At 41.9% G+C, this 26,563-nt stretch carries 34 protein-coding genes; 33 read left to right on the plus strand and 1 reads right to left on the minus strand.

All coding sequences use genetic code 11. The annotated features are described in order from the left end of the window. The first annotated feature begins 149 nt into the window (after positions 1–149). Genes ACJHWK_RS20885 through ACJHWK_RS20925 form a run of 9 tightly spaced genes read left to right on the plus strand, consistent with a single transcriptional unit; the run spans position 150 to position 3,933 of the window. A complete protein-coding gene (locus ACJHWK_RS20885) occupies positions 150–593 on the plus strand; it encodes an NfeD family protein (RefSeq protein WP_000964330.1) in 444 nt (147 codons plus the stop codon). A 3-nt stretch (positions 594–596) separates the two neighbouring features. Further along, the gene (locus tag ACJHWK_RS20890; RefSeq protein ID WP_000550720.1) at positions 597–767 is read left to right on the plus strand and encodes a hypothetical protein; all 171 of its coding nucleotides are present in this window, start codon (positions 597–599) and stop codon (positions 765–767) included. Positions 768–777: 10 nt separating this feature from the next. Further along, positions 778–1,224, plus strand: a complete 447-nt coding sequence (locus ACJHWK_RS20895) for a hypothetical protein (RefSeq protein WP_001243165.1) — start codon at positions 778–780, stop codon at positions 1,222–1,224. 32 nt (positions 1,225–1,256) lie between these two features. After that, positions 1,257–1,514 (plus strand): hypothetical protein, encoded by a 258-nt coding sequence (locus ACJHWK_RS20900; RefSeq protein WP_001542015.1) that lies wholly within the window; start codon positions 1,257–1,259, stop codon positions 1,512–1,514. Further along, positions 1,495–1,797, plus strand: coding sequence for a hypothetical protein (locus tag ACJHWK_RS20905; protein WP_001360345.1), 303 nt, complete (start codon positions 1,495–1,497; stop codon positions 1,795–1,797). The genes ACJHWK_RS20900 and ACJHWK_RS20905 overlap by 20 nt, the downstream gene beginning before the upstream one ends. Further along, positions 1,794–2,051, plus strand: coding sequence for a hypothetical protein (locus tag ACJHWK_RS20910; RefSeq protein WP_000739144.1), 258 nt, complete (start codon positions 1,794–1,796; stop codon positions 2,049–2,051). The genes ACJHWK_RS20905 and ACJHWK_RS20910 overlap by 4 nt, the downstream gene beginning before the upstream one ends. A gap of 3 nt (positions 2,052–2,054) precedes the next feature. After that, positions 2,055–3,050: a type IV secretion system protein gene (locus tag ACJHWK_RS20915; protein WP_001028540.1), complete on the plus strand. Its 996-nt coding sequence runs from the start codon at positions 2,055–2,057 to the stop codon at positions 3,048–3,050. A 5-nt stretch (positions 3,051–3,055) separates the two neighbouring features. Next, a complete protein-coding gene (locus ACJHWK_RS20920; RefSeq protein ID WP_001310442.1) occupies positions 3,056–3,700 on the plus strand; it encodes a type IV secretion system protein in 645 nt (214 codons plus the stop codon). A gap of 8 nt (positions 3,701–3,708) precedes the next feature. Continuing rightward, on the plus strand, positions 3,709–3,933 hold the full coding sequence (locus tag ACJHWK_RS20925) for an EexN family lipoprotein (RefSeq protein WP_000713562.1): 225 nt from the start codon (positions 3,709–3,711) through the stop codon (positions 3,931–3,933). Positions 3,934–4,155: 222 nt separating this feature from the next. Here ACJHWK_RS20925 and ACJHWK_RS20930 read toward each other — a convergent pair whose 3' ends face one another. Next, positions 4,156–4,965, minus strand: a complete 810-nt coding sequence (locus ACJHWK_RS20930) for a DUF5710 domain-containing protein (RefSeq protein ID WP_024237698.1) — start codon at positions 4,963–4,965, stop codon at positions 4,156–4,158. 47 nt (positions 4,966–5,012) lie between these two features. On the opposite strand from ACJHWK_RS20930, the gene ACJHWK_RS20935 reads away from it, so the two are divergent. From ACJHWK_RS20935 to pilV, 24 genes are all read left to right on the plus strand, one after another. Next, positions 5,013–5,312: a TrbM/KikA/MpfK family conjugal transfer protein gene (locus ACJHWK_RS20935; protein ID WP_000835763.1), complete on the plus strand. Its 300-nt coding sequence runs from the start codon at positions 5,013–5,015 to the stop codon at positions 5,310–5,312. Between the two features lie 2 nt (positions 5,313–5,314). Beyond that, positions 5,315–6,550: a toxin co-regulated pilus biosynthesis Q family protein gene (locus tag ACJHWK_RS20940; RefSeq protein WP_034169417.1), complete on the plus strand. Its 1,236-nt coding sequence runs from the start codon at positions 5,315–5,317 to the stop codon at positions 6,548–6,550. Positions 6,551–6,555: 5 nt separating this feature from the next. Further along, positions 6,556–6,993 carry a type IV pilus biogenesis protein PilM gene (gene pilM, locus ACJHWK_RS20945; protein WP_034169416.1) on the plus strand — a complete coding sequence of 146 codons (438 nt, stop codon included), beginning with the start codon at positions 6,556–6,558 and terminating at the stop codon, positions 6,991–6,993. Between the two features lie 118 nt (positions 6,994–7,111). Continuing rightward, positions 7,112–7,510 carry a hypothetical protein gene (locus ACJHWK_RS20950; RefSeq protein ID WP_001153669.1) on the plus strand — a complete coding sequence of 133 codons (399 nt, stop codon included), beginning with the start codon at positions 7,112–7,114 and terminating at the stop codon, positions 7,508–7,510. 20 nt (positions 7,511–7,530) lie between these two features. Further along, on the plus strand, positions 7,531–8,115 hold the full coding sequence (locus ACJHWK_RS20955; protein ID WP_001177117.1) for a lytic transglycosylase domain-containing protein: 585 nt from the start codon (positions 7,531–7,533) through the stop codon (positions 8,113–8,115). After that, positions 8,115–8,405 (plus strand): conjugal transfer protein, encoded by a 291-nt coding sequence (locus tag ACJHWK_RS20960; protein ID WP_000865479.1) that lies wholly within the window; start codon positions 8,115–8,117, stop codon positions 8,403–8,405. Before ACJHWK_RS20955 ends, ACJHWK_RS20960 begins: the two co-directional genes overlap by 1 nt. 70 nt (positions 8,406–8,475) lie before the next feature. Beyond that, a complete protein-coding gene (locus ACJHWK_RS20965) occupies positions 8,476–8,796 on the plus strand; it encodes a VirB3 family type IV secretion system protein (RefSeq protein ID WP_000362080.1) in 321 nt (106 codons plus the stop codon). Between the two features lie 5 nt (positions 8,797–8,801). Beyond that, positions 8,802–11,159, plus strand: a complete 2,358-nt coding sequence (locus ACJHWK_RS20970; RefSeq protein WP_000548950.1) for a VirB4 family type IV secretion system protein — start codon at positions 8,802–8,804, stop codon at positions 11,157–11,159. A gap of 31 nt (positions 11,160–11,190) precedes the next feature. Continuing rightward, positions 11,191–11,325 (plus strand): hypothetical protein, encoded by a 135-nt coding sequence (locus ACJHWK_RS20975; RefSeq protein WP_000701233.1) that lies wholly within the window; start codon positions 11,191–11,193, stop codon positions 11,323–11,325. After that, positions 11,325–12,059: a virB8 family protein gene (locus ACJHWK_RS20980; RefSeq protein ID WP_000432282.1), complete on the plus strand. Its 735-nt coding sequence runs from the start codon at positions 11,325–11,327 to the stop codon at positions 12,057–12,059. The genes ACJHWK_RS20975 and ACJHWK_RS20980 overlap by 1 nt, the downstream gene beginning before the upstream one ends. Before the next feature lie 65 nt (positions 12,060–12,124). Further along, the gene (locus ACJHWK_RS20985; protein WP_000274524.1) at positions 12,125–12,826 is read left to right on the plus strand and encodes a TrbG/VirB9 family P-type conjugative transfer protein; all 702 of its coding nucleotides are present in this window, start codon (positions 12,125–12,127) and stop codon (positions 12,824–12,826) included. Beyond that, entirely contained in the window at positions 12,816–13,955 is a 1,140-nt protein-coding gene (locus ACJHWK_RS20990) for a TrbI/VirB10 family protein (protein WP_034169415.1), read from the plus strand. Before ACJHWK_RS20985 ends, ACJHWK_RS20990 begins: the two co-directional genes overlap by 11 nt. An 18-nt stretch (positions 13,956–13,973) precedes the next feature. Next, complete coding sequence (virB11, locus tag ACJHWK_RS20995) at positions 13,974–15,029, plus strand: P-type DNA transfer ATPase VirB11 (protein WP_410234918.1); 1,056 nt, start codon at positions 13,974–13,976, stop codon at positions 15,027–15,029. A gap of 15 nt (positions 15,030–15,044) precedes the next feature. Then, a complete protein-coding gene (locus ACJHWK_RS21000) occupies positions 15,045–17,003 on the plus strand; it encodes a type IV secretory system conjugative DNA transfer family protein (RefSeq protein WP_015059539.1) in 1,959 nt (652 codons plus the stop codon). Between the two features lie 46 nt (positions 17,004–17,049). Beyond that, a complete protein-coding gene (locus tag ACJHWK_RS21005) occupies positions 17,050–17,592 on the plus strand; it encodes a sigma 54-interacting transcriptional regulator (RefSeq protein WP_001220544.1) in 543 nt (180 codons plus the stop codon). After that, complete coding sequence (locus ACJHWK_RS21010; protein WP_001035592.1) at positions 17,585–19,228, plus strand: PilN family type IVB pilus formation outer membrane protein; 1,644 nt, start codon at positions 17,585–17,587, stop codon at positions 19,226–19,228. The genes ACJHWK_RS21005 and ACJHWK_RS21010 overlap by 8 nt, the downstream gene beginning before the upstream one ends. A gap of 38 nt (positions 19,229–19,266) precedes the next feature. After that, positions 19,267–20,589, plus strand: a complete 1,323-nt coding sequence (pilO2, locus tag ACJHWK_RS21015) for a type 4b pilus protein PilO2 (RefSeq protein ID WP_000454142.1) — start codon at positions 19,267–19,269, stop codon at positions 20,587–20,589. Next, positions 20,573–21,067 carry a type IV pilus biogenesis protein PilP gene (gene pilP / locus ACJHWK_RS21020; RefSeq protein ID WP_000912553.1) on the plus strand — a complete coding sequence of 165 codons (495 nt, stop codon included), beginning with the start codon at positions 20,573–20,575 and terminating at the stop codon, positions 21,065–21,067. The genes pilO2 and pilP overlap by 17 nt, the downstream gene beginning before the upstream one ends. Before the next feature lie 24 nt (positions 21,068–21,091). Further along, the gene (locus ACJHWK_RS21025; RefSeq protein ID WP_000466225.1) at positions 21,092–22,630 is read left to right on the plus strand and encodes a GspE/PulE family protein; all 1,539 of its coding nucleotides are present in this window, start codon (positions 21,092–21,094) and stop codon (positions 22,628–22,630) included. Then, complete coding sequence (locus ACJHWK_RS21030; protein ID WP_000974903.1) at positions 22,621–23,730, plus strand: type II secretion system F family protein; 1,110 nt, start codon at positions 22,621–22,623, stop codon at positions 23,728–23,730. Before ACJHWK_RS21025 ends, ACJHWK_RS21030 begins: the two co-directional genes overlap by 10 nt. A gap of 49 nt (positions 23,731–23,779) precedes the next feature. Next, positions 23,780–24,343 carry a type 4 pilus major pilin gene (locus ACJHWK_RS21035; RefSeq protein WP_034169414.1) on the plus strand — a complete coding sequence of 188 codons (564 nt, stop codon included), beginning with the start codon at positions 23,780–23,782 and terminating at the stop codon, positions 24,341–24,343. Between the two features lie 65 nt (positions 24,344–24,408). Further along, entirely contained in the window at positions 24,409–24,891 is a 483-nt protein-coding gene (locus tag ACJHWK_RS21040) for a lytic transglycosylase domain-containing protein (protein WP_001258095.1), read from the plus strand. 3 nt (positions 24,892–24,894) lie between these two features. After that, positions 24,895–25,530: an A24 family peptidase gene (locus ACJHWK_RS21045; protein WP_000934977.1), complete on the plus strand. Its 636-nt coding sequence runs from the start codon at positions 24,895–24,897 to the stop codon at positions 25,528–25,530. A gap of 12 nt (positions 25,531–25,542) precedes the next feature. After that, positions 25,543–26,563, plus strand: a 1,021-nt coding sequence (gene pilV / locus ACJHWK_RS21050; protein WP_020319555.1) for a shufflon system plasmid conjugative transfer pilus tip adhesin PilV, incomplete at its 3' end; no start/stop codon positions are given.

Below are 26,563 nucleotides of genomic sequence, written 5' to 3' on the forward strand. Positions count from 1 at the left end.
TCGACGCTCATGATAGCAACGATGCCTCTGCTTATATGGAGTTTGAATGGCATATTCTTCGGTTTATGTCTGTTGTTTAATGTATTAGCCGTTTGTTACCACCTTTATTATCTTTATTCACTCTCCGCCTTTTATCATGGAGATTAGCCATGTTATGGTTTACACTGTTTCTTCTGTGTATTGCACTTGAAATTATAACCGGAACGGGATGGTTACTCTTAATCAGTCTTGGTGCATTATCAAGCGCCATTATGGGCTTTTTTCTTCCGATATCACAAGAAGCCAATATATGTTTCTTTGCGTCAATCAGCATACTGGCGTCGATAATTAAGTTCTTCTATGACAAAAAACATAAGAAATTAGACACTCTCCTGGTGAACACAGGGCATTCACGTTTTAAAGGAAAAGAATTTACGCTCAGTGACGATATTGTTAACGGCAAGGGGCAATTACTCATTGGTGATACATTCTGGCCTGTTGAGACGTTACACAATGAAAACTACCCTGCGGGAACAAGAGTTATTGTTACAGACATGCAAGGAATAACTCTTAAAGTAATGACCATCGAAGACAAGAGTGAAAACAAGGAATAAATCATGCATCTTTCGTTGTTAATTCCGCTTACAGGAGCAGCGATGAATGCACTATGTATTTTTATTATCAGACTTCTGGATAAGGATTTTATTGAAGCCTACAAAAAAACGCTAAAAAACATTACTGCATTACATATTTTATTGATGGTGTTAAGTGTCACAGGAATAGTATGAGGAAAATTCAATGCGAAACGCAAATGAAGGTGTTTCTCTTTCAGAGATTGTAACTAAAGCCACATTACGCAAATTTGGTATTAGAGGTGTAAATAAATACGAGACATACACAGTCATAATAATAACTGTAGCTTTTTTTATCCTTGAATCAGCAGCAGGAAGGGCCAAAGATACATTTGCTGTGGCTGTAAAAGTATTAAGCTACATGCTCCCCTGTACGGCAATTATCATGGCTGTCATATGGATAATATTTTTCATCGGCGATAGACGAGAAAAGTTAAAACATGCAGAGCTGGACGTGATTAAGATAAAAGCTCGTCAAAAAATCTACGATCGCCTGCGTTACGTTGAAAATGAGCATATCGTTTTCGACCCGGTTACAGGTCGGGAAGTTCCGGCAGAACGGACTTGTATCAATGAACTTGTTGAAGCTCTCGCGATGGAAGCAACAACGTGAGAAGGTGACAGCCCCCTGAAGGATACGATGAAATGTACAGAAAAAAACATCACCTAATAAAAATATTTTTATTAAAAATGGCGTGCAATGTTTTTTCTTTCCTGCTGGGTGCTTTCATACTTTCAGCACCGTTTGTCTTATATACATTAACCGGTTCAGTTCTGAATGCCGTTATTCATTTCACCTTTTCTTTGCCTTTAGCCACCATATTACTGGTTTATGCTTATTCAGGCTTTGAAGAAAGCATTTATTTATTCATGGCATACAAATATGACTCAAGCAAAAGCTAATCTGAGAAAACTTCGCCGTGCACGTTATGTCCCCCCTCGAACAGTAAAGAAAAGCATAGCGAATACAGAACGTGTCGTTTCAAAAGCAATTACCGGCTGTGGTGTCTTCCGTGATATACCACAAGTAAAAATCAATCTCATCGAAACAAGGAAAATTTTACAAATCGAACTGGCTTTATCCATTGCTAACTTATCTGAGGCGAATCCAATTGAGATACGAAAAAAAATCAAAAGCATTGACCGACAATTATCTTCAACCTCAAAAATCAGAACTACATTATGAAAAAAAACGACGATTTAATCACTTTACCATCTCATAACAGCCACGCTCTCGATTACATCATTAAAAAAGCGTTTACACCACGTAAAACCAAAACATCGACAGCGACCCACAACGTTTATAGTTACAATAAAGAAGAATCCACATTAAATTTCCAAAAAATTGGAGAAGCAATTTTTTTCGGCACAGACCTGGTAATTAAGCTGAAGCCAAATATTAGTGCCTCTGGTGAACTCTTCATCTGCCAGAAGGACTAAGCTATGAACATTGTTTCAGAATTTCTTGAGAAAGTAACAACCATTGTTGAATCCACAGCGGCGACGAACGCCGCTAAGGTCGCACAGGCAATATCTCCTACATTTTTTGCGGCTATAGCCTTATACGTTATTTATCTAATATATGAAATCACGTATGCCCAACGTGACATCCTTATGAACGAGGTGACGAAGAATATCGGTGCATTCGCCCTGGTTGGTGCATTCACTTATTCAGCGCCTTATTACAGCCAGTTTGTTATTCCTTTTGTAATGCACGCTGGCTCCGACCTTTCTGCTGCTGTTACTGGAGGTTCAGGAACTGCAACCAGTGTTGATAATTTGTGGAACGCTCTATCTACGAATTTAAACAACTTCCTTGATACAAGTATGAGTATTTATGGAAAGTTCCAAATTGCTGAGAAAATGGGGGTTTATCTAGTATGGGGGATTGGCTATATCGGCGGAATGCTTCTCATCTATTACACTACTGTTTTCTTGACACTATCAACTTTCATGGTTGGAATTCTTCTTTCCGCTGGCATTTTATTCATTTGTTTCGCTCTATTTTCATCGACCAGAAATATGTTTACTGCATGGGTCGGCAGTTGTCTCAACTATATACTGTTAAATTTATTCTATAGCATATCATTTAGTTTCTTAATTAGTTTCGTTGAATCAGTTGTCCCTGTTAATGGAGATATAAAACTATCTATTGTAGTTTACTTTTTCCTTATTACTATTATTTCCATATTCCTTATAGAACAAGTTGGCACACTCTGTTCTACATTAACAGGTGGGGTAGGTATAAATGGCCTTACATCAGCCGCTAATGGCTTTGGAGGTAAGGTTGCATCTGGTTTTATGCGAGCATCAGGACTCCGATCTTTCACCAATGGATTTGCCAGCAAAATGCCAAATCCATTCTTTAATGCAGGAAGTCGTTCTGCATCAGCATTAGTTCAGGGATTAAACCGTGGAAGTAAACTTAAAGCGGGGTGATTAACATGAAAGATAAAGTATTATCATTTCTCTTTGCTGGAATAATTACCGTAACATCACCATCAATCTTTGCATCTGGTATTCCAGTAGTAGACGTTACAGCGATAGCTAAAACAGTTGAAGAAGGGCTAAATCGTGCCGCTGAAGCGGCAAGACAGCTTGAGCAACTCAAGCAACAATATGAACAGACCATAAGATACGCTGAAGAACAGAAGAAAAGACTCGAAGGCTTCACTGATTTCAGCAATGGCTTTGATAGCGCATCCAGCTATATGAAGGATTCTCTATCAACAATAACAAATAGTGCAAAATCAGATCTTAGCTCTTTGCGATCGCAATATGACTTATCAAGCAACATTGCAGAGACGCAACAAAAATATGATGCAATCCTGGCTAAGATCAAATTCTATGAAAATTTCAACAATGAAATGCAGGAAAGGGCTAAGAGATTAACCACGTTACAGAAGGAGTTCGCGTCAGCAGATACTCCGCAAAAAAAAGCTGACTTATCTAACCAATTGAATACAGAAAAATTGACAATGGAGCTACAATTGAAGCAATATGATATTGCAGAGAGACAGCTAATCGCGTCTGAAAATGCAAGACAAGAGGCTGTTAGTCGAGAAAAGTTTAAATTAATGATGCAATAGGTGTTCGAATGAAAAAATTCATAAGCACTTTAACTATCTTGTCATGCTTCCTTTTAGCTGCTTGTGAAGACAAAGTTTATGATGTCAGTTACTACACTGAACATCTTGAACAAGCCCAAGATGTTGTCGAAAAATGCAGCAAAGGGGATATGTCTGGTCAAAACTGCGAAAATGCGCGTGAAGCCATTCAAAAAGAGCAATCGGGTAAAGCATTTAAAAATATGATGCAATAATCCTTCATTAAAAACAGCTCGCAAAGCGGGCTTTTTTTGGCTGTACGCAGTGACCAGTTGATAAATAGTTCTAATGTTCGTGCTGCATTAGAACAACGCACAAAAAGAAGAGTACAAGAAGACAGTGCGGGATCTAATGGAACGTTTACAATAGAATCACCTTCCCTATAGCAAGGTGATTCTATTTAAAAGAATACCCGCCTCGTGCGGGTCTTATCTTGCTTAAAGATCTATGAAACCTCCGGCTTCGGGTATTAAACTATAACTTGCTTTGGCAAATATTGTTTCATTGACTTCATGGAATCTTATTTTCTCCGCCTGTTCATATGTTACAGGGAAGAACACGCCCCCTGGCTCATTAAACATCATAAAATCACCTTGCATTGCGTTACAATGACAACAATGATTCGCGTAATACTTCATTTTTGCTGTTTTGCTATGGGATGGATAATATAATTTTGAATACTCATTAATCCTTGAGAGAGCAGAGGTTGAAATTATTTCAATTTTCGTTAAATCAGTCCACCATACTCTACTGGTTAACCACCGATAAATCATATTTTTCTTTGAATCAAAATACTCCATACCCTTAGGGGAGGATGTTTCATACCATTCATCTAATATACAATCTTCCCATTCGGCAGGATCAACTCCCCAAATAACGTCTCTATACTTATACCAACGAGGTAAAAAAATACCAAACACAGGAGTTGTTTTCTTACAGCGCCAACAAGACTGGTGACTTTCCGCAATATAAAAACGTTGCGAAAAAACATTGTAATCATGTTCATTTAATTCTTTTATCCACCGAATAAAATAAATTGGATTTTTCCCCTGTGGAACAAACCATTTCCGTTGTTCTTGGTCCCATTGCGCCCCTTTTTGTTTAGCCAAATCCTTTTCTTCAAACGGAACATTTAAATAAAACCGCGCCATAGCCAACTTAACTCCAGTATTCTGTTCTGATGATGCACCAGGATAGATATCAAAACTAAACAAAGAGTGCAATTCCGCCTTTAATGGCTCATTCATACCCGCCTCGTGCGGGTTTTCTTTTGCCTGAAATATGGAGGAACACCATGAAATCCATCATTTTATCGATGGTTGCCGCAAGTGCTATCGCACTCTCTGCCCCCGTATATGCGTCTGATCCGTGTGCTTCCGTTCTTTGTCTGTACGGTAAAGCTATCGGTAGCGGCGGCGGGAGCGAATGCAAAAGCGCCGAAAAGGACTTCTTTAATATCATCAAAAAGAAAAAGGGATCTATTCGCTGGAGCAAAACCTTTGATGCCCGAAAAGCGTTTCTTAATCAATGCACGACCGCAGACCCTGCGGCGATCTCAAAAATCATGAGTAAGTTCGGACGTTCCTGGGGTTAACCATGAAAAAGATCATTATTATTCCCACCACATTATTGCTGAATGCGTGTTCCCATGCCCCTGAACCCGCACAGGCAAAAGGAGGTTGGTATGAACTGAATACCACAATTGAGCAGGTAAGGGCAGACACATACTATAACGGGGTGGTCCTTCAGCAGCCCGTGTCACAGCCAAACAGCACTGTTCAATACAGCAATGATAATTATCTCAAAAAGGAAGCCATAAACGTAACTCCCGCGCCTCGTATTGCAGAAACCGTAAAACCACGTTCTGAGCAATCAGCGACAGCGCCAAAAAACCAGGGCAGCAATAATAGTTTTCTGAAGCCAACAACAAACAGCATAACTTCATCTGGTGAGATAAAAACAGCAGCCAAAGGAGCAACTGAACAGCATTCTGAACAACCAGCACTCCCTCCCGCAAAGCCAATCAGTAGCAACAACCATCAGGCACAAACGGCACAAAAGACTGATCAGCAGACAAAACCGCGTCCTGAACAACCACCGCTAATGTCAAAAAGCGGTTTTCTGAAAAAAAACGCTAACAACGCTGTTCCGGCCACCACGCTTACAGGCCCATCAACACCTGAAAAGCAAATTTACTTTGTTCGCCATGATGGTAAAGGCTCGCTGCAAAAAGCATTAAAAGAAATTGTCCCATCGGACTGGACGGCTGAAATATCCCCGGAGGTAACGAAAACTTTCCGTCGCACGATATCCTGGCAGGGCAACGATCAATGGCCTTATGTCCTGGATAAAATGCTTCGCAACTACGGTCTGACGGTAATTAAGAACACCGAAAAAAGACATCTTCTGATTGATTTTCAACAACAGAAAGGGAAAACATCACAAAAAGCACCTGTATCTCCTGACAAAACCCCTGCATCTCCTGTCAGGACACCAGTTTCCTCTGACAAGTTACCTCAAAAATCGCTAACGCCTGTCACCGTTCCGCAAAAACAGACAGAAAAACTCACCTGGAATCTTAAAAAAGGTTCGACGCTGCGGGATGGCCTCACAGAATGGGCGTCAAGTTCGCCGTGTGGTAATTCAACCTGGAATCTTGTATGGGATACTCCTGTGAACTACAGAATAGATGCTCCTCTTATTTTCCGGGGAAACTTTGAATCTGCATTAAAAGATACGCTGATGCTTTATCTTTCAGCAGATAAACCGTTATACGCATTCAGGAATATTGCACAATGCGTAATCACAATTAAAGACACACAACAGGAGTAATCGCTATGGGTTGGTTCTTCAGCTTGCTCCTGATATTCCTGTCAATAGGCAGTTACTATCTGACAGATAACAATAACCAAACCATACAGCGAATGAAGTTGCTTCCTGCAAAACAGGAAGCAATTGAATTTGTCCATTTCGCAAATGTTATCAATGACTATCTTTATAAATATCCAGACAAACGTAATTCAGGAGGAACGTTAACATCTGAGCAAATCGGTATAACACCCGTTTATGATATTCATCATATTATTTACGGTAAGCGAGTTTATATCTGGTCTGCCGATACAGAAGGTCTGATGTCTGCTTTGCAGCAGCAAACAAAACATTCAGCAATGTTAGGAAAAGTAAAAAATAAGAAGATTGTCGATAATCAGGGGAATGATATGGGCGTTCCCGTTCCTTCCTCCATTCCAGAAGAGGCTATTGTACTCATTAACTAAATATCCCCTGACAAGGGGATTCTGAACTGGAGTCTGCATATCCGACACATCATTATGTGGGCCGGATATATCGCTACGGCGCGGACTTCAGTCCAGAAAATCTTTACCGGAGATACCCATGCAGGATAATGATGATGTCAGCGAGCTTGATATTGCCACTCGTGAAGTCCTTATCTTACGATGCAATCTTATTCAGCTTGCTTCTGAATATATAAAAATAAATCCTCTTAAAAACACCCGAATCTACACAGATTTAATTCATCGTTCAGCAGATGTTATCAAAAATATCGAACAAGGTAACATCCAGAATAAACATAATTATCTGTCACAGGATGTAAAACATACGCTTGTTTTATACGACCTGTACAAATCAGACTTTGAACAATGTCCGGGGGCAAAATCCCTTATACCTGTCAGGGAAAAAATTGTCTCGCTGAAAGAACTTCTTTCCGGCGCTAATGAGCTGGACAGTATCGTTCGTCGCCCCCGCAGGAAAAAACGATCTTCACGAATTTAATATCAGGAGATAAATCCCTTATGCAGTTATCAGCGGCTGTTCTGGCAGCACTGATAAGTCAGTGTGCCCCTGATGTATCACCCGATACGATGAATGCCCTGATTATGACTGAATCAGGGGCTAATCCATATGTAATAGCGAATGTTTCTGACGGAACAAGTAAGTATTTTAAAGATGAAAAAGGAGCTATTGAATATGCAGAAAAATTAACAGCAGAAAATAAAAGGTTTAGTGCAGGTCTGACACAGATATACAGCAAAAATTTCCCATCACTCAATCTGACTAATAAAACAGTTTTTGACCCGTGTACAAATATAAAAGCAGGAGCGGCAGTCCTGACGGACAATTATCTGAGACAAAAGGAGGGTAGTAGTAATCAAAAAATTCTCCGCGCTTTATCTTTGTATTATTCGGGTAACGAATCAACAGGATTTATAAAAGAAAAGAAATTTAACAACACTTCTTATCTGGAACGGGTTATTCGTAACGCGAATAACTATATCGTGCCATCAATCCGTGAAAAAACTGATGAATCAGAAATAACCCCCCCGAACGATGAAGAGAAAACATCACCGGACTGGGATGTTTTTGGAGATTTTAGTTAATGAAAGTCAAATCAACTTTGCAGTATTTTATTCTGGCGTTTTTCCTGTCACTAACTGCCTCCGTTGCCTATGCAGGTGGACTCGACACCGCAACAAATACCATGACAGAACTTAAGACATGGGCATTTAGCTTTGGTGGTGTTTGTGCTTTGTGTTACCTGATCTATAACGTCATCATGGCATTCATGGAGAAGAAAAGCTGGTCTGATGTAGGAATGGCGCTTGTCTATTGTTCCCTCGCTGGCGGTGCACTTTACGCCGGGAACTGGGCGCTGGAACTCTTCAAATAAGTAATCCATATATACAACTGTGCCGCATATTTACCTTATGTGTGAATTGCGGCTTTTTTCATGGTGAGTTATGGACAAAGTAAATGAACATGTCAGTGAGTCATTCATGACTTATAACGGGTTTAACCGTCCTGCGTTAATTGCTGGTATACCCTTAATGTTGTTATTGTTCACGGCTTTTTTCGCTGTTCTGACAGGCTTCCCCGCTATTTTCCTTTGGGGTATAAAAGGGATAATTATTCCTGTCATATGTGCGCTGTTTCTTTTTATAGTAAAACTGGCCTGTGAAAATGACTCAAACGCACTAAGAGTCATCCGTTTAAACCTTATGGGGCTTTTGTTAAAAATCCGCCACAGAGATTTAATTATTGGTTATTCATCTGTCAGGTAACATATATGCACAAAATCAAATTAAAAAACAGTGACAATATGGATGTTGCTCGTGAATATCCCGATTATCGCTTCCATATAACAGACAGTATTATCTTTACTTCTGACAGGAAAATGCTGGCTTCACTTGTTGTAGCAGGCATTCCATTTGAGACAGAGAACGATAATGTTCTTACAAATTTATTTAACAGCGTTAAAAACTTCCTGATTGGGTTAGGAAAGGAAGGCGACCTGTATTTATGGACTCATCTTATCAAGAAAAGAGCAACCATCAATGGAGAATGGAATTTTGACAATGATTTTCTAAGCAGGTTTTCAAAAAAATACCTTGCTCTGTTCACATCCAGCGCATTCTATAAATCAACATGGTATCTGACATTTGGGATACCCTACGATGATGTTGATACCGGAATCGAGCGCATGAATGAAATGACACAACAGGCGCAAAAAGCACTTCTACCATTTAACGCTTCTTTATTATCCGTTTACAATACTTATATTAGTGAGGTGGCAGACTATCTATCACTATTGCTAAATGCAGAACACAACATGATTCCTTTATCATCCACCCCCTTATCATCCAGCATTTGTGATTCTGAATGGTATTTTGGTGCTGATGTTCTTGAACTGCGTAACAACGAATCGGATAGTAAAAAATTCGCAACGAATTATATTTTGAAGGATTTCCCGATAGAAACAACCCCCGGACAATGGGATTTCCTTCTCAAACAACCCTATGAATTTATTCTTACTCAATCCTTTATTTTTGAGTCACCAACAAAAACCCTGAAGAATATCGATTCACAGTTAAACAAACTACAATCAGCTAATGATGCAGCCAAAATACAGCAGGAAGAACTCGAAGCTGGTAAAGAAGCGGTCGCAGCCGGAATTACGTTGTTTGGTTCACTACACTGCGCATTAACGGTATTCGGTGATACACCAGATCAGGCCAGAAGCAATGGTATAAAGCTCTCTGCTGAGTTTATTACTTCGGGTAAGGGATTCCGCTTCAGTCGCGCCTCACTCGCATCACCTTTTGTTTTTTTCAGTCATATGCCGCTGAATAAGAGGCGTCCACTGGATACCCGAAGAACAATTACCAACCTGGCCTGTCTGATGTCTTTTCACAATTATTCCTCCGGGAAAAAATCAGGCAATCCTATTGGTGATGGCTCCGCCATAATGCCTTTAAAAACGGATTCAGGCAGCGTTTACTGGTTCAATACACATTACAGCCCACCGGAAAAAAATGTTACCGGACAAAAAATTGCCGGACACGCAATGTTTCTTGGCGCAACAGGCACAGGGAAAACAACATTTGAAGCAACAGCCAGCGGCTTTCTTCAACGCTTTGACCCTTTAATGTTTGTTGTGGATTACAACCGTTCTACCGAACTTTTTGTCCGCGCATACGGAGGGAGCTATTTCACGTTGCAGGAAGGTATCTATACAGGCTGCAATCCGTGGCAACTGGCAGAAGGCCCGGAATCTCCCGTCTGGCACAGACTTCTCGCATTTCTGAAACGCTGGACACAGGTTCTGGCACGAGACAATCAGGGCAACCCCTGTTCTGATGAACATGGCATTGAATTAAACGCTGCCGTGGAAAGCATTATGCGAATGCCTGTCGAAGAACGCCGGACAGCCCTTCTTCTCGATATAGTCAGTCCTGAACTTCAGACGCGTCTCGCCAAATGGTGCGACAACGGCGAATATGCCTGGGCGGTGGATTCCCCCCGGAATACCTTCAATCCACTGCATCATAAAAAAGTGGGATTTGATACAACCGTTGTCCTGGACACAAAAAACGGTATTCATCCTGCCTGTGAACCTTTACTCGCGGTCCTGTTTTTCTACAAAGAAATCATGCAACGCGGCGGCAATCTGATGCTCTCCATTATTGAAGAGTTCTGGATGCCAGCAAACTTTCCCATGACACAAAGCATGATTAAAAGCGCACTGAAAGCGGGGCGCATGAAAGGTGAAATGATGTGGTTAACATCACAGTCCCCGGAAGACGCCATAAACTGCGCAATTTTTGCGGCGCTGGTACAACAAACCGCAACGAAAATTCTCCTGCCCAATCCCGATGCAAAATGGGAAGGATATAAAGAAATTGGGCTTACTGAAAAAGAGTTTGAAAAACTCAAAGAACTGACGAAGGAGTCAAGGACCATGCTCATCAAGCAATCTGGCTCTTCTGTTTTCGCCAAAATGGATTTGTTTGGATTCGATGAGTTTATCCCCGTGCTTTCTGGCTCTGAAACTGGCCTGTCTATTTTTGATGAGATTATTGCTGAAAAAGGAGATGTAGCTCCTGATATCTGGATACCAGAACTCCTGAAACGCCTGAACGGTTAATTTCTCTGTTTTATACAGAACGGAAAACAATATGAAAATCCCCCTCATAATTGCCTCCGCGCTATTAATTAGTGCATGTTCTCACACCCCCAATCCTGTGCAGAAAAAAGGGGGATGGTTTGAGTTAAACACAGCAATTGAACAGATCAAAGCAGGTGATTATTAATGGAAAACACAAACTATTATGAACATTCAAAAAAAGAAGCCTCCAAAAAGAAATTTGAAGAAAAGAACGAAAAAAAGGATTATTTCAAGGCCATACGTGACTTTGAGCGTAGTGAAATTGAAATCATAAAGAAAAAGGCAAAAACATTTACCATTCTCGCCATTGGTGAATTTGTTGTAATTTGCATTCTTGGTTTCGCAATAGCCTCCCTTGCTCCATTAAAAACCGCTGTACCGTTCCTTGTGCGAGTGGATAACAGCACTGGATATACTGATATTGCCCCTCAATTATCTGATGCTAAGGAAAGTTATCAGGATGTTGAGACTAAATATTTCCTGTCAAAATATCTCATTAACTATGAAGCATACGACTGGCAGACTATCCAGGAACAGGCCGATACAGTAAAAACAATGTCTTCCCAAAAGGTGTTTTCAGCTTATGACACCATGATTCGTGCTGATTCCTCACCACTGAACATTCTGAAAAACAACTACAAAATTAAGGTCCAGATTAATTCAGTAATCCTTCTAAGGAAGGATATGGCGCAGGTGCGTTTCAAAAAAATGGTACTGGATTTATCTGGTAAACCCGCCCCCGGATACAGAGCAACAGAGTGGATTTCGACGATTTCTTTTGACTGGGATAAAGATATCAAAACAGAAAAAGAGCGCCTTGTGAATCCGCTGGGACTGCAAGTTCTGAGCTACCAACCTGATCCAGAGGTTATAAAATGATGCTTAAACGCACTACTGCGATAGTTCTTTTGTCGATGCTACAAGTACCTGGTGCTTTAGCAGCTATGTACGGCACACCATCGGAACGAGACGGGCGTATTCAGACCGTAGATTATAACGAGCAGGATGTATTTAATGTGCGCGTAAAAGCAGGCGCACAAACAACAATTAAGTTCGGACAAGACGAAACAATAAAAGATGTCGGAATTGGTGATCCAGAAGCCTGGTCAGTATCGGTCAGGGACAACACTCTGTTTCTGCGTCCAAAAGCAGAAGAACCGGATACAAACGTTACCGTTCAGACCAATAAGCATATATATCCTCTTTACCTGATATCAACCACGAAACAACCCACGTATATTCTGCGTTTTAATTATCCGAAACCACCGTCAGCTACCGTAATGACTGAAAAGCCATTTCCATGCACTGATGGTGGAATAATTAATGGTCATTATCAACTCAAGGGGGACAAATCAATTTTCCCTTATCAGGTATGGGATAATGGCGAATTTACATGTATGAGATGGACTAATAAACAGGAAATTCCGGTCCTTTATCGTGTTGATGCCGATGGAAATGAACATCTGGTTAACGGAGACAGAAATAAAAACACAATGGTTTACTATGACGTGGCTGAAAATCTCCGTTTGCGCCTGGGTGATCAGGTTGCAGATATCAGAACATCATCAATCGTTAATCGTCCGTGGAATAAAAAAGGTACGTCAAACGGAAAAACACGAGTAGAGAAGTTCAGCTATGAAAAATAAAGATGATGAAAAAAATAATGACGCGGGAAATCGCGGAATTATCGAAGTAAAAGGTAAAGCAGCACCAAAAAAAATATTAATCCTCATCATATTACTGATTGCCGCGTTATTTGTGATCATTATCTTGTTTAAAGTTCTTTCACGAGAACAGGTCGTTCAGCAAACACCTCTTGAGAAGTCTGACGAGACACTGGTCACAAATACCAACAATGGCGTTTCACTGACAACAATGATGAAAAACATCGAAGAAAAGGAAAAACTCGATGCCGCTAACCGCAGGAAAGCACAGGAGGAGCAAGAACAGAAACAGGCAGACAATGCCCCGTCAGCGCCAGCATCACAAAAGGCCGATCAAACAGCCGTCAATGTGATAGCCAACGGCACTCCCCAAACCGCCAGTGGAGATCCAAACCAACCACAACCATTGCCAAAATCCGTCCGACAACTGATGGGCGACACAATGGTGAAGATCGACAATCAGGAACAAGGCGAAAAAAACCAGGAAAGAGATGATTTACAGGGCAGTCAGTACGCAGACGGAAAGGTATCCCCTGTGCTGAACCGCCGATATCTGTTATCTGCGGGAACAGCATTATCCTGTGTGCTCAAAACGAAAATCGTAACCTCTTATCCCGGTATCACAATGTGTCAGTTAACACGAGACGTCTGGTCGGATAACGGCGAAGTGCTTCTTGCCCGTAAAGGAGCATTACTGATCGGGGAGCAGAATAAAGTCATGACACAGGGAGTAGCCCGTGTGTTCGTTAACTGGACAACGCTCAAAGATGAAAATGTCAATGTGCGCATTGGCGCACTTGGCACTGACAGTCTGGGTGCTTCCGGCCTTCCTGCATGGGTCGATAATCATTTTGGTCAGCGTTTTGGTGGTGCATTGCTGCTGTCATTACTTGGTGATGGTTTAGATATTCTGAAAAACAGCACGCAACAAACAGGCTCAAACAGCAATATCACCTACGAAAACACATCTGACGCAACAAAAGAAATGGCAAAAACAACGCTGGACAATACGATAAATATTCCCCCCACGGCATATATTAATCAGGGGACTGTATTGTCTGTTATTGTTCCGCGAAATATCGACTTTTCATCCGTATATGAACTTCAGTAATTCAGTAAAGCAATTGATATGAATAACATCAGAGATACCAGTAATACATCACAACCACGAGATAACAGTAAAACCGCAAGACGATATCTGGATATGACGGGTATCCAGTCTGTTCTTAATATTGAACATGTCACAGAAATATCTGTGAATAAGCCAGGAACAATATGGTTTGAAGGGAAAAATGGCTGGGAATCTAAAGATGCGCCAGACGCGACTTTTGATAATTTAATGACACTTGCCAAAACTCTGACGAACTTATCAAAGATAAAAATACCACTTAGCCATGATAATCCCATTGTATCGGTAGTTCTTCCCGGTGGGGAACGTGGACAAATCATCATTCCACCTGCAACAGAAAATAACAGCGTTGTGATATCTATCCGTAAGCCATCATTAACGCGCTTTACTATAGATGATTATGTCCGAACAGGGCGTTTTGATAATGTCAGGATTGCGACGAAACACGAAGCCATCCTGACTGAACGGCAACGCTACCTGTATGAATTATCCCGGCGTCCAGATGGTCAATCTAAAGCTCGATTTTTAAGAGAGGCAGTTAAAGACCGTCTTAATTTTTTAATCGTCGGTGGGACTGGCTCCGGTAAGACAACTATAGCAAAGGCAATTGCAGATATCTTTCCACCTGAACGGCGTTATATAACCGTTGAAGATGTACCGGAAATGTCTCTGCCGCTGCATCCAAACCATATCCGGCTTTTCTACAAAAAAAATACCGTTGAAGCGAAGGAAATCATTGAAGCGTGTATGCGATTAAAGCCAGATCACATCTTTCTTGCTGAACTTAGGGGTAACGAAGCATGGAGTTATCTGGAGGCGCTTAATACAGGGCATGAAGGCTCAATCAGTACCATTCATGCTAATAATACTTATGCCTCATTTTCACGACTGGCAAGTATTGTAAAACAATCTGATGTTGGTATGACTGTTGATATGGACCTCATCATGCGCACGATAAAAACATCAATTGATGTCATTCTTTTTTTCAACCATACCAGAATGACTGAACTGTATTACGAACCCGAAGAAAAAAATCGTTTTTTGAGCACAATGTAAATTGTGGAGATAACTATGAATGCAAAAAAGATGGGGGGGTTAATTCTCTTCCTGTTACTGCTTCTTGTGGGTGTGCTTATAGCCTCAAACTATCTCGGTGGATACACAGCATTAAGATATTCATCCGTTGATATGTCTTTGCTCAAGTGGGATACATTCCATTCTGTAATCTCAACATTTTCTGGCAACCCACAATATAAAAAACTCGTTTTTATGGCATGGTTTGGATTCAGCGTTCCATTAATATTCTTTGCCATATTCATGTTAATTGTCGTGATTGGGATTATGCCTAAAAAAGTCATCTACGGTGACGCCCGGCTCGCAACTGATATGGACCTGAGTAAATCAGGTTTTTTCCCGGATAAAAAATCACCTTACAAACATCCACCAATACTCATCGGTAAAATGTTCAAGGGGAGATACAAAAAACAATTTATTTATTTCGCCGGACAACAATTTTTAATTCTTTATGCCCCGACACGTTCTGGTAAAGGGGTGGGGATTGTTATCCCCAACTGCGTAAACTATCCAGGAAGTATGGTCATACTGGATATCAAACTTGAAAACTGGTTTTTATCAGCCGGATTCAGGCAAAAAGAATTAGGGCAAAAATGCTTTCTCTTTGCGCCCGCCGGATACGCGGAAACTATCGACCAGGCAATTAAAGGACAGATACGCTCTCACCGCTGGAATCCTCTGGATTGCGTCAGTCGCAGTGATTTACTTCGTGAAACGGACCTGGCAAAAATTGCCGCAATCCTTATCCCGGCAAGTGATGATCCTATATGGTCTGATTCTGCACGCAACCTTTTTGTCGGGTTAGGGCTTTACCTGCTGGACAAGGAGCGTTTTCACCTGGACCAGAAAGCCAAAGGTCATAATGCACCGGACGTCCTTGTTTCCATCAGCGCCATACTGAAAACGTCGATTCCCGATAATGGAAAAGATCTCGCCGCATGGATGGGACAGGAAGTTGAAAATCGTAGCTGGATTAGCGATAAAACAAAATCATTCTTCTTTGAGTTCATGTCAGCACCAGATCGCACAAGGGGAAGTATAAAAACGAACTTTTCATCACCACTGAATATATTCAGCAACCCTGTTACTGCTGAAGCGACGAATTTCAGTGATTTTGATATCCGGGATATTCGTAAAAAACCCATGTCAATTTATCTTGGTCTGACACCGGATGCCTTAATCACTCATGAGAAAATTGTAAACCTTTTCTTCTCATTACTGGTTAATGAAAACTGTCGTGAACTGCCGGAACATAACCCGGACCTGAAATACCAGTGCCTTATTCTCCTGGATGAATTTACATCAATGGGTAAATCGGAGGTCATTGAACGCGCTGTTGGTTTTACAGCAGGTTATAACCTTCGCTTTATGTTCATTCTTCAGAATGAAGGACAAGGGCAAAAAAGCGATATGTACGGTCAGGAAGGATGGACCACATTCACTGAAAACAGTGCTGTTGTGCTTTACTATCCGCCGAAATCAAAAAATGCTCTGGCTAAAAAGATTTCAGAAGAGATTGGGGTGCGTGATATGAAAATATCCAAACGCTCAATATCCAGTGGTGGTGGTAAGGGAGGAAGTTCACGTACACGGAATGATGATGTAATAGAGCGCCCGGTTCTTCTTCCTGAAGAAATTGTGTCTCTCCGGGATAAGAAGAATAAAGCCAGAAATATTGCAATCCGTGAAATTATAACCAGTGAATTTAGCCGACCATTTATTGCCAACAAAATAATCTGGTTTGAAGAACCAGAGTTTAAACGCCGCGTGGATATCGCCCGTAACAATCATGTTGACATTCCAAACCTGTTTACACAAGAAGTCATGGATGAAATAGCAAAAATTGCAGAAATTTATCTCCCTAAAGCTGGAGGAAAAAAAGTCATGGTTGCCGGAGGCAATGTGATTACTAATCCAGACCTTGATAATCACGATAAAACAGACGTATCTGAATAATCCTCGCAATAAAGATACTATTGATTAGCAAAGACAGGATTCTATTATGAGAATAAAACACTCGAATATGATAAATATGAATATGAATATGAATATGAATATGAATATGATGAAAGAAGCCATTGATGTTTTGATAAACTCTGAAAAACATATTCTGATTATAGGCGAAACTGGAACTGGAAAATCAACACTTTTAGCAGAATTGCTAATCAATGACACTGACGTTAAATATTTTGATTTCTGTGATATTTATAAACGCCATGAACACCTTCCCCTTCTAAAACACCATTATCTTTGCGATGAAAATTTTGATTATTTTGACTTTTTATCTGCACCTGAAAAAACGTTGGTTCTTAATAGTGTAGCCATCGGTAACAACTTACGGGAATCAAAAGTTGTTCAGTTTATTGTTCGATTTATTAAAACAGCCAGGAAACGTGGCAAACGTCTTATTGTTGTCACGACTCCTTCAGATGGCGGCGTGCAGATACAAAACCTTTTCGACACAGTTATATCGTTAACCCGCTCTCACGATGAAATAGGATGCACAGTTATCATTCCAGTACCGGAGTTAATTAAATATGAATAAAAAATTGCTTTGTTTATTAATATCCTCTTTTTTATTATCAGGCTGTGCAAACTTCAAAAAAATCAATACTAATGAACTTGCAGCCGAAAAAGACGCACAAAAAGCGACTGAATACGCGAAAAAAATTCGTAATAACCCGGTTATCCAGGACTCAACAAAACAATGGATTAATACAACGCCAATTATTGAAAAGCAGGTAAAGCAATCAGCGCCGCCCTGCCCGATTGTGATTAATACTCGTTCAGATATTGAGCTACGCCAGATCGCACAACGCATCACACAAACCTGTCATATCCCGGTACGAATCAGCGCCGATGTCTGGACCTATCTGAACGGTACAGGCACTGGCTCAACACAACAAATGACAGGATCAATTCCAGCACCGGATGCAAATGGAATGGTTCCTCTGGCGTCAGTAGGCAGTCAGCCAGTAAAAGTCTCTTCTGGCGGTACATCACTCCCGGAACTGAATATCTCCGGGCTTCCTGCCCTACTGCAAACCGTATCCTCACGGCTGGGAATATCCTGGAAATACGATAAAGGTCGTATCACATTCTTCTATCTGGAAACGCGCTCATTCCCGATCACATATATGGACAGCAATGTGGCATACAACTCAAAAGTTGTGAGCGGCACAATGTCTTCCAGCGGCAGTACCGGCTCTACCAGCTCTGGCGGTATGACTGGCGACGCATCAAATACGCAAACTACAACCGTGGAAATGAAATCATCGCTGTACAACGACCTGAAAAGCGAAGTTTCCTCAATGCTGACACCAGGCACAGGGCGCATGTATCTGTCCACTGGTTCACTGACAGTAACAGATACCCCGGATGTACTGGACAGCGTTCAGGAGATTGTGAACAAGCGCAATAATGAAATGAGTCGTCAGGTTGTGCTGAACGTTGAAATCCTGAGTATCAAGAAATCAAGCCAGGAACAGGCGGGAATCGACTGGAACGCAGTATTTAATGATGGTCATCTTGGTCTGAGTCTTGGTGGCTCATTTGGTAATGCCGCCGAGAATGTTATTACCAGTGGTGTATCCATCGTGGACGGTAAGCTGGCTGGCTCAAAAGCATTTCTGAAAGCCCTGTCGTCACAAGGCAGCGTCAGTGTCGTAACGCAAAACTCCGCTGTGACTAAAAACCTGACGCCCGTCCCTATGCAAATTGCCAATCAGCAGGGCTTCATTGAAAGTGTCACAACCGATTCCACCGCCAATGTGGGATCATCCACGTCACTGAATGCGGCAACAATAACGACCGGATTCAATATGACTCTGCTTCCATACATTCAGCCGGATTCACAAAACCTGCAATTGCTGTTCTCAATGAGTCTGTCTGACAAACCTACTTTTGAGGTGTTCGAAAGTGGCGGCAGTAAAGCACAAACACCGAATGTGGATTTGAAAACAATTAATCAGACTATTGACCTGAAATCAGGCCAGACAGTTATTCTGAGTGGATTCCAGCAATCAAACCGGAAAACCAGTAAGCAAGGTGTAATAACCCCCTCCTTCTTTGGACTTGGGGGTGGCATTAACAGCGAAGACGGCGACACGATTCTGGTCGTTTTGATTACACCAAATGTGCTTAATTCCGGCTCCAGTGCAGTAATAAAAAATGTGAACTAATTAACTGAAAACTCCCTGAAAAAACACAGGGAGTTTTTTTGGAGGTCACTTTGTCTGAGAATAATCAGAATAACCGGAATTTCACTTCGGTTATTAAAAACAAGCGTGCTTTTTTCTCCGGTCTGGACTGGAAAACGCTTCCTTCAGAAGAAAAGAATGCGCGTACATTCGCAAGAAAAAACGACGCTGAATATTTTCTCTCCTGTCAGTATCAGGATTCAGAAAATGAAACCAAAACGATGGTGGCATTTATCAGAAAAGAGGATCTTCCCACAGGGGCGTCCTCATTCTGGTCACTGGCACTGATGATAAAACCCCTCATCGAACCTGACGGATACGCTATCTGCGAACTCGGTGATCTTTATGGCTTTGTTTCCTGCGTCAATAACGTTCTCGTCAACGATGTTGTAGGTAACAAAAGTCAGATCATGAGTGCTCTGACAACATTTCTTGAGTTTAATGAAACACCAGAACCCGGCTGGAAACTATACCAGCCTGAATCATGGGATATCAGCCAGGCACTCCCCTCACTCACTCTGTCTGCGTTGATTGACGTAAAAAAACCGCCGAAAGAGGCGGCGTTTACTCGCGTATCCCGAAAACGTCAGTTCATGATTTATGGCGGAAGTGCCATTCTGGCCATACTGCTCTGGAACGGGATCACCATGTACCAGGAATACCGGGAAAAAGAAGCTGCGGCAGAAGCTGCACGTCTTCGTCTGGCAAAAGAAATGGCAGACAAACAGGCAATACAGATTGCCCCACCGTGGCAACATTTACCTGAAATAAAACCATTTATTGATAAATGCATTGATAAATGGGATGCACTGCCCTTATCGATCGCCGGATGGCGTTTTGACCTTGCTGAATGCAGCACATCCGGTAATGACGGGCTGTTACGCACATCATATAAGGAACTGAGCGGCGTTACGGTCGAGGACTTCAGCACACGGATACGAGAAATATTCCAGGGGACAACCACAGCAACTTTTGTATTGCCAGAAGGCAGCGCCGGGGGATTTTCTCTTCCTGTCAGTTTTGACGTTTCACCTGATCCAATTACCCCGGACACATTGCCACAGGCAACAGATATTCAGGAACGCCTGACAACATTTGCACAAAAAATGAGGTTAAAACTCACCTGGCAGGAAATTGAAAACACAAAAACAGATGAAGAAGGCCGTCCAATAATTCTCCCGTGGAACGAGTATGAATTAATGATTCAGACCAGCACCCCGCCTTCAATACTTTTCGCTAACTTTCATGAACCTGCCGTTCGCTTCCAGTATGCAGGAATAAAACTGGAAGAAGGAAGACTGAATTATGAGATTAAAGGTGCATTCTATGTTAAAAATAATTAAACCAACGATTATTTCTGTCTGTTTTTTCAGTTCACTTGCTTACGCAACAGAATCTGAAAGCACGCCAAAAGACGAAATAAAATATTCATCTCCGACCATTTTACAGGTAGAGCAGATTCAGGCTGAAACGGTAATTTACGAAGCAAAGCTGGCGCGTCAGAAGGCTGTCAGTGAATTGCGTAATCTTGATTTGAATGGTGTAGCGTCCGCAACGCCAGCAATAACGCCCTCTTCCGGGTATTCTTCTCTTGCAGATACCGATATACCAGCGCAACGTGTAGCCGCTAAATCACTTCGTGTTATTGAAATATTTGGTACACCACAACAAATGTCAGCACGAATTTCTCTCCTGGACGGGTCAGTAACTGATGTCAAGGTCGGGCAAAGTATTCCTGGTACTTCTTATAAGGTGGCATCAATCACCGGTAATGGCGTCTGGATTCAGAATGGTACAGAGAAACGCCAGCTTATTCTTTAATGCTATTGAAAGAGACGACACATAATGTTTTTTTCTGACGCAGACTATCCCGGAAAAGATATTTCTGATGTTGTATACGTCAGTATATCTGAAAAAGACGATAAACCTGTTCATGTTTATATCGCTGATAACAGTAAAGGACAGCGTGCTGTTCAGGCTTATATTGGCACTCTGAATGTTAAATATCCCGGAAAGGTAAATATAACCTGGACCACTCTTGATGTTATCGCATCCCGCTACCAGGACAGCGAAAGAAGGTCTGATTCAAACTCATCACAACACTTAAACAGCAACCAGGAAAAGGTCATTAGCTACCTGGCGAAAGCAAACAACCTGGGAAGTTCCGATTTGCACATCACACCTGGTCGGGACGGTTCCGAGTTCACTTATGTCGAAGCACGCGTGCATGGGGAACTGGAAATTCTGGATGTCATCCCGCGTAAAGAAGGGCTGGAATTGCTGGGTGCTGCCTATTCTGGAATGAGCGATGTTATCAAAGGTACGCAGTTTGACCCGGCAATACCGCAGGATGCACGTATCGCAGAGAATTTTCTGAAGCCTGTAAATCTTTTTGGGGCGCGCTATTCGCATTATCCGTGCGTGGGTGGTGTGTACGCGGTCTTCCGCCTGATTAAAGATGACAGCGAGGATATTCCCACTTTCGAAGAACTTGGCTACATGCCACAACAAATCCAGACAATCAGGCGAATGTTACAACGCCCGGAAGGAATTATCGTTTTATCCGGCCCTACAGGGTCCGGTAAGTCAACGACTCTGAGAACGGCTTCAGAAGCCTATCTGAGCACGTTTGGTTTCAACCATAACGATAATATGCGTCTCCCCCGAAAACGCCTTTTCACCATTGAATCACCGCCGGAGGGCCGCATTCCCGGCGCAATACAGACGGCAGTCAGGGATTCCGTCGATGGCTGGGTTGACGCGATTAAATCCGCTATGCGACTTGATCCAGACGCGATACTGAACGGCGAAATTCGTGATCACGCATCGGCATTAGCAGCAATCAAAGCCTCGATGACAGGCCACCTTCTGTTGACGACCTTACACGCCAACGATGCCCTGAATATTATTGAGCGCCTTGAAATGGAGAATATTCAGGCCAGGCTAATTGCAGATCCTCTTCTGTTTATCGGTCTGCTGAGTCAACGGCTGGTACAAAAACTCTGTCCTTACTGTAAGCGCACTTATGCTGAAATGGCAGACAAACTGAGTACAGAAGAACGGAAACTCATTGAGGAAAATTGCCTGCCGGAACAGGTCCGGTTGCGCAATCTTGACGGTTGCGAGCACTGTTATAAAGGCGTAACGGGAAGAACGGTTATAGCAGAAGTCGTCTCACCCGACGCACGTTTTTTTCAGTTATATCGTCAGTCCGGGCGTCTGGAAGCAAAATCATACTGGCACTATGAACTTGGAGGAATTACCCGTAATCAGCACTTATTACACCTGATTAATCATGGCCTGGTAGATCCGCTGTCCGCACACTTCATATCCCCCATTGACGAAGATAAATACTCAATGCTCCCGGAGGGGACATGGCGATAAAAGATATATTTGAGAAACTCAATTCGATAGAAATTGATTTCTCTGGAATATCCCACTGGCTGGCAAAATACACATTCAGGTATTCCAGAATAAGTTTATATGAAGATTTATCTGGAATGTTAAATGATGGCATAAATGTAAAGCGTGCTCTTACACACCTGATTGATGTAGAAACAGACTACGGGAAGAAAACGGGGTCTTCTGCAACCTACTATATTTGTTGTGAGTGCCTTAATGCACTGAATAACACAGGGGCAATATCTTCAGCATTAAAAAAATATATAAAGGAGGATGAATATCAATTAATATCCAGCGGTGAAATTCGCGGCGACCTTGCGGGAGGGTTAGTTCAGGCCATAAAAATTGTCAGAAGTCGTTCTGAAATGACAATGACTCTTGTTATGTCGATGATTTATCCATCCGTACTGGTTTTTGGTTGTCTGGCAAACATGTATATGGTCCACGATACCATAACACCTGTTTTCCTTTCTCTCGCACCGAAAGAACGCTGGACAAGTTCTATGCGATTACTGACAGATACGTCTGGTTTCCTGATAGAAAACGGAACGTATATTCTCTGCTTCTGCATCGTACTGTTTTTCCTGATCAGATATTCGCTTGCGCGTTATACAGGACCGGGCCGTCAGTATCTTGATTACATTCCCCCCTGGTCACTTTATAAAACATTTAATGGTGTAAGTTTTCTCTTCAACATGGCCTCCATGTTAAGTATTGATATTCCCGTTGCAAAAGCACTGGAAAGGCTGGAGAAAAACAGCACTCAAAACAGATGGCTACTCGAACGAATAAAAGAAATCAGGAGATATGTTTTACTTGGACAGTCACTTGCAATGGCAATGAAAAGTTGCGGTTATGACTTCCCATCGAAATTATGCATTAACAAACTATTACTTCATTCTGAAAATGCTGACAATGCATTGATGATGTCTAACTATGCTGATAAATGGCTGGAGGAAGCAAAAGGAAAAGTCAAATCAACAGGAGTCTGGATAACTGTAGTATCCGCATTAATTGTTTTCGCATTTATTGTCATGATGATTACTGCTCTCTACGATGTCAGTAACGTCCTGCAACACTAATCCCTAATATATTCTTTTCAACCCCTCATTAAACAAGGAGTTATTTATTATGTCTTCTATTAATTTTTTAAATATGCGTTCTGTTTTATCTTCTTTTTCTGCACATCGTAGAAAAGAAAAAGAACAGGACAAAGGGGCAACACTGATGGAAGTGTTATTGGTTGTTGGTGTTATTGTTGTACTTGCAGCAAGTGCATATAAACTCTATTCAATGGTACAATCCAACATTCAATCATCCAATGAACAAAACAATGTCCTGACAGTGATTGCCAACATGAAATCACTGAAATTCCAGGGGCGTTATACTGACAGTAACTATATTAAGACTCTCTACGCGCAAGGATTACTGCCATCCGATATGATCGCAGATACAACTGGCGCAAGCGCGAAAAACCCGTGGGGCGGCTCCGTTACAATCACCACCTCTTCGGATAAATACTCCTTCAATGTTGTAGAGGCCAATGTCCCACAGAAAAACTGCATGGCAATGGTAAACGCCCTGCGTTCTTCCAGCGCAATCTCCAAAATTAACAACACTTCCACATCAACCGTCAGTGCAGCAACTGTTTGCGCATCTGACAGCAATACGCTGACCTTCAGCACTGATTCCTGATTTTTCATGTGCATCGGATAAGCGCCTTCGGGCGCTTATTTTTTCCATGTTTAAGGAGGAGTATTGTGCGTTCTGTTCTTTATATCCTGCTATCATGTATTTCATCATTAATCTTTTCATTGCAACCCGCATATTCAGCGACAACGACCCGATTTGATGCCTGCTTTGCACAAGCCGGGCAACGTTACCTGATTGACCCCCTGCTTCTGAAAAGCATTGCCACTGTAGAAAGTTCACTCATACCAGACCGGATAAATCACAACAAAGAAAAAGGAAAAATATTAAGCACCGATTACGGACTAATGCAAATTAATTCATCACACATCCCTAACCTGAAAAAACTTGGCGTAATAAAAGACAAATCAGAGCTTATTGATAACCCCTGTCTCAATATACAGATTGGCGCGTGGATTCTGGCAACACATTTTCAGAAATGCGGCATAAACTGGAGTTGTCTTGGCAGTTATAACGCTGGTTTCAAAGAAAGTAACGAACAGAAAAGAATCAAATACGCACGCTATGTCTACAATAAATACATGGTAAGGTAACTTATGCTAAACAGCATATTTAATACGGCGATACTTTGCTGTGCAAATATCGTCTGTCAATGCTACGCCTACAATGAAGTTAAATTCCGTTTAAATAAACTTAATGTATCTTATAAAACCGGAGCAGAGAAATATTACTGCCTGATACTGACAACGCTTGCCGTTATGTATCTTTCATTAAATCAGCTATCACTGATTCAATCTATAATAGTGATTATTTTCTATGCTTTCCTTACATTAATGGCCTGTATAGACCTTCTTTCATTTCTACTACCACGCCTTTATACCGTGACATTTATCTTCTCCGGCCTGTTATATCAGACATGGAATAACAATATATTGTCTGGTTTGTTTTGTGCAATACTGATGTTCTTCATTATGCTGTTTGTAAGACTTTACTTTGCATATAAAAACGGAACGGAAAGTTTCGGCATGGGAGATGTGCTACTTATTGCAGGAACTGGCGTATGGTTTCCAACGCCTGAGATTGCCTGTTCAATTGTATTTATTGCCGTTATCGGCGGAATTATTTTCTTCACTCTTGGCGGATTAAACAAGCAAAAAAAATATATCCCATTTGGCCCATTTCTTTGTGGCGGAATGTTTGTTTACTCACTCGTACCGGGAATATTATTCTGAGGATTAAGAGCAATGAAAAAGACAGATAAAGGTGTATCTCTCCTTGAGGTATTGCTTGTCATCGGCATAATGGTGATGGTTATCCCTAAAGTTTATGAAAACATTGAAAACCATCTGAATAATGTTCGCTGGCAGAATGCAGCAGAACACGCAAATACCTATAACACCGCTGTTCGTAATTATGTTGCTGACAATGCATCAACACTACTTGCTGGCTCTTTACCCAAAACAATCACGCCAGCAACACTCATTCAGAAAGGCTATCTGAAATCTGGTTTTTCTGAATCCAATTTTGGACAAAGCTACATTACCGGTATTGCAAAGAACAGCAAAACATCCCGTCTGGAAGCCCTGACCTGTAGTAATGGCGGTCAGTCCCTGTCAGAAGCCGGAATGCGCTCGGTAGCAAGCATGATTGAAGGGCTTGGCGGCTACATCAACAGCAGCAAGCAGGCGATTGGCGCGGGTGGCGGCTGGTCTGACACGCCTTCAAATTACGGGCTGAACTGCGCGACCGGGCATATTGCAATGGCACTTGTTGGCGCTGATTTGCAGGAAAGCGACCGTTTATATCGTTACTCCATAACCAATCGTCCCGACCTTAACAGGATGCATACGGCGATTGATATGAACAGCAACAATCTGAACAACGTCGGCACTTTAAACGGCAACGCCGCCGCGCTCTCCGGCGATATCAGCGCACGTAACGGTACGTTCTCTGGCGCAATTTCAGGAAATACAGCCACAACCAACGGCGATATCACTTCGAATAATGGCTGGCTGGTCACAAAAAACAGCAAAGGCTGGATGAACAGTACCTATGGTGGCGGCTGGTATATGTCCGATTCGTCCTGGTTGCGCAGCGTGAATAATAAAGGGATTTATACTGGCGGCCAGGTAAAAGGTGGAACTGTACGCGCTGATGGACGCCTCTATACAGGCGAGTATTTACAGCTTGAAAAAACAGCAACGGCTGGCGCTTCCTGCTCCCCTAACGGGCTTGTAGGCCGCGACAGTACAGGGGCGATACTTT

The organism is Escherichia sp. WS547, from assembly GCF_046486065.1.
GTDB classification, from domain to species: domain Bacteria; phylum Pseudomonadota; class Gammaproteobacteria; order Enterobacterales; family Enterobacteriaceae; genus Escherichia; species Escherichia coli.

Excerpts from the sequence above, each read along its gene's own strand:
- ACJHWK_RS20950 (WP_001153669.1), top strand. The coding sequence starts at position 7,112 with ATGCAGGATAATGATGATGTCAGCGAGCTTGATATTGCCACTCGTGAA.
- ACJHWK_RS21025 (WP_000466225.1), top strand. The coding sequence starts at position 21,092 with ATGTTTTTTTCTGACGCAGACTATCCCGGAAAAGATATTTCTGATGTT.
- ACJHWK_RS20905 (WP_001360345.1), top strand. The coding sequence starts at position 1,495 with ATGACTCAAGCAAAAGCTAATCTGAGAAAACTTCGCCGTGCACGTTAT.
- ACJHWK_RS20965 (WP_000362080.1), top strand. The coding sequence starts at position 8,476 with ATGGACAAAGTAAATGAACATGTCAGTGAGTCATTCATGACTTATAAC.
- ACJHWK_RS20935 (WP_000835763.1), top strand. The coding sequence starts at position 5,013 with ATGAAATCCATCATTTTATCGATGGTTGCCGCAAGTGCTATCGCACTC.
- ACJHWK_RS20910 (WP_000739144.1), top strand. The coding sequence starts at position 1,794 with ATGAAAAAAAACGACGATTTAATCACTTTACCATCTCATAACAGCCAC.
- ACJHWK_RS21035 (WP_034169414.1), top strand. The coding sequence starts at position 23,780 with ATGTCTTCTATTAATTTTTTAAATATGCGTTCTGTTTTATCTTCTTTT.
- ACJHWK_RS21000 (WP_015059539.1), top strand. The coding sequence starts at position 15,045 with ATGAATGCAAAAAAGATGGGGGGGTTAATTCTCTTCCTGTTACTGCTT.
- ACJHWK_RS20985 (WP_000274524.1), top strand. The coding sequence starts at position 12,125 with ATGTACGGCACACCATCGGAACGAGACGGGCGTATTCAGACCGTAGAT.
- ACJHWK_RS20940 (WP_034169417.1), top strand. The coding sequence starts at position 5,315 with ATGAAAAAGATCATTATTATTCCCACCACATTATTGCTGAATGCGTGT.
- ACJHWK_RS20975 (WP_000701233.1), top strand. The coding sequence starts at position 11,191 with ATGAAAATCCCCCTCATAATTGCCTCCGCGCTATTAATTAGTGCATGT.
- ACJHWK_RS20925 (WP_000713562.1), top strand. The coding sequence starts at position 3,709 with ATGAAAAAATTCATAAGCACTTTAACTATCTTGTCATGCTTCCTTTTA.
- virB11 (WP_410234918.1), top strand. The coding sequence starts at position 13,974 with ATGAATAACATCAGAGATACCAGTAATACATCACAACCACGAGATAAC.
- ACJHWK_RS21010 (WP_001035592.1), top strand. The coding sequence starts at position 17,585 with ATGAATAAAAAATTGCTTTGTTTATTAATATCCTCTTTTTTATTATCA.
- ACJHWK_RS20890 (WP_000550720.1), top strand. The coding sequence starts at position 597 with ATGCATCTTTCGTTGTTAATTCCGCTTACAGGAGCAGCGATGAATGCA.
- ACJHWK_RS20960 (WP_000865479.1), top strand. The coding sequence starts at position 8,115 with ATGAAAGTCAAATCAACTTTGCAGTATTTTATTCTGGCGTTTTTCCTG.
- ACJHWK_RS20920 (WP_001310442.1), top strand. The coding sequence starts at position 3,056 with ATGAAAGATAAAGTATTATCATTTCTCTTTGCTGGAATAATTACCGTA.
- ACJHWK_RS21045 (WP_000934977.1), top strand. The coding sequence starts at position 24,895 with ATGCTAAACAGCATATTTAATACGGCGATACTTTGCTGTGCAAATATC.
- pilP (WP_000912553.1), top strand. The coding sequence starts at position 20,573 with ATGTTAAAAATAATTAAACCAACGATTATTTCTGTCTGTTTTTTCAGT.
- ACJHWK_RS20895 (WP_001243165.1), top strand. The coding sequence starts at position 778 with ATGCGAAACGCAAATGAAGGTGTTTCTCTTTCAGAGATTGTAACTAAA.
- ACJHWK_RS20915 (WP_001028540.1), top strand. The coding sequence starts at position 2,055 with ATGAACATTGTTTCAGAATTTCTTGAGAAAGTAACAACCATTGTTGAA.
- pilM (WP_034169416.1), top strand. The coding sequence starts at position 6,556 with ATGGGTTGGTTCTTCAGCTTGCTCCTGATATTCCTGTCAATAGGCAGT.
- ACJHWK_RS20900 (WP_001542015.1), top strand. The coding sequence starts at position 1,257 with ATGTACAGAAAAAAACATCACCTAATAAAAATATTTTTATTAAAAATG.
- ACJHWK_RS21030 (WP_000974903.1), top strand. The coding sequence starts at position 22,621 with ATGGCGATAAAAGATATATTTGAGAAACTCAATTCGATAGAAATTGAT.
- ACJHWK_RS20930 (WP_024237698.1), bottom strand. The coding sequence starts at position 4,965 with ATGAATGAGCCATTAAAGGCGGAATTGCACTCTTTGTTTAGTTTTGAT.
- ACJHWK_RS20980 (WP_000432282.1), top strand. The coding sequence starts at position 11,325 with ATGGAAAACACAAACTATTATGAACATTCAAAAAAAGAAGCCTCCAAA.
- ACJHWK_RS21005 (WP_001220544.1), top strand. The coding sequence starts at position 17,050 with ATGAGAATAAAACACTCGAATATGATAAATATGAATATGAATATGAAT.
- ACJHWK_RS20955 (WP_001177117.1), top strand. The coding sequence starts at position 7,531 with ATGCAGTTATCAGCGGCTGTTCTGGCAGCACTGATAAGTCAGTGTGCC.
- ACJHWK_RS20990 (WP_034169415.1), top strand. The coding sequence starts at position 12,816 with ATGAAAAATAAAGATGATGAAAAAAATAATGACGCGGGAAATCGCGGA.
- ACJHWK_RS20970 (WP_000548950.1), top strand. The coding sequence starts at position 8,802 with ATGCACAAAATCAAATTAAAAAACAGTGACAATATGGATGTTGCTCGT.
- ACJHWK_RS20885 (WP_000964330.1), top strand. The coding sequence starts at position 150 with ATGTTATGGTTTACACTGTTTCTTCTGTGTATTGCACTTGAAATTATA.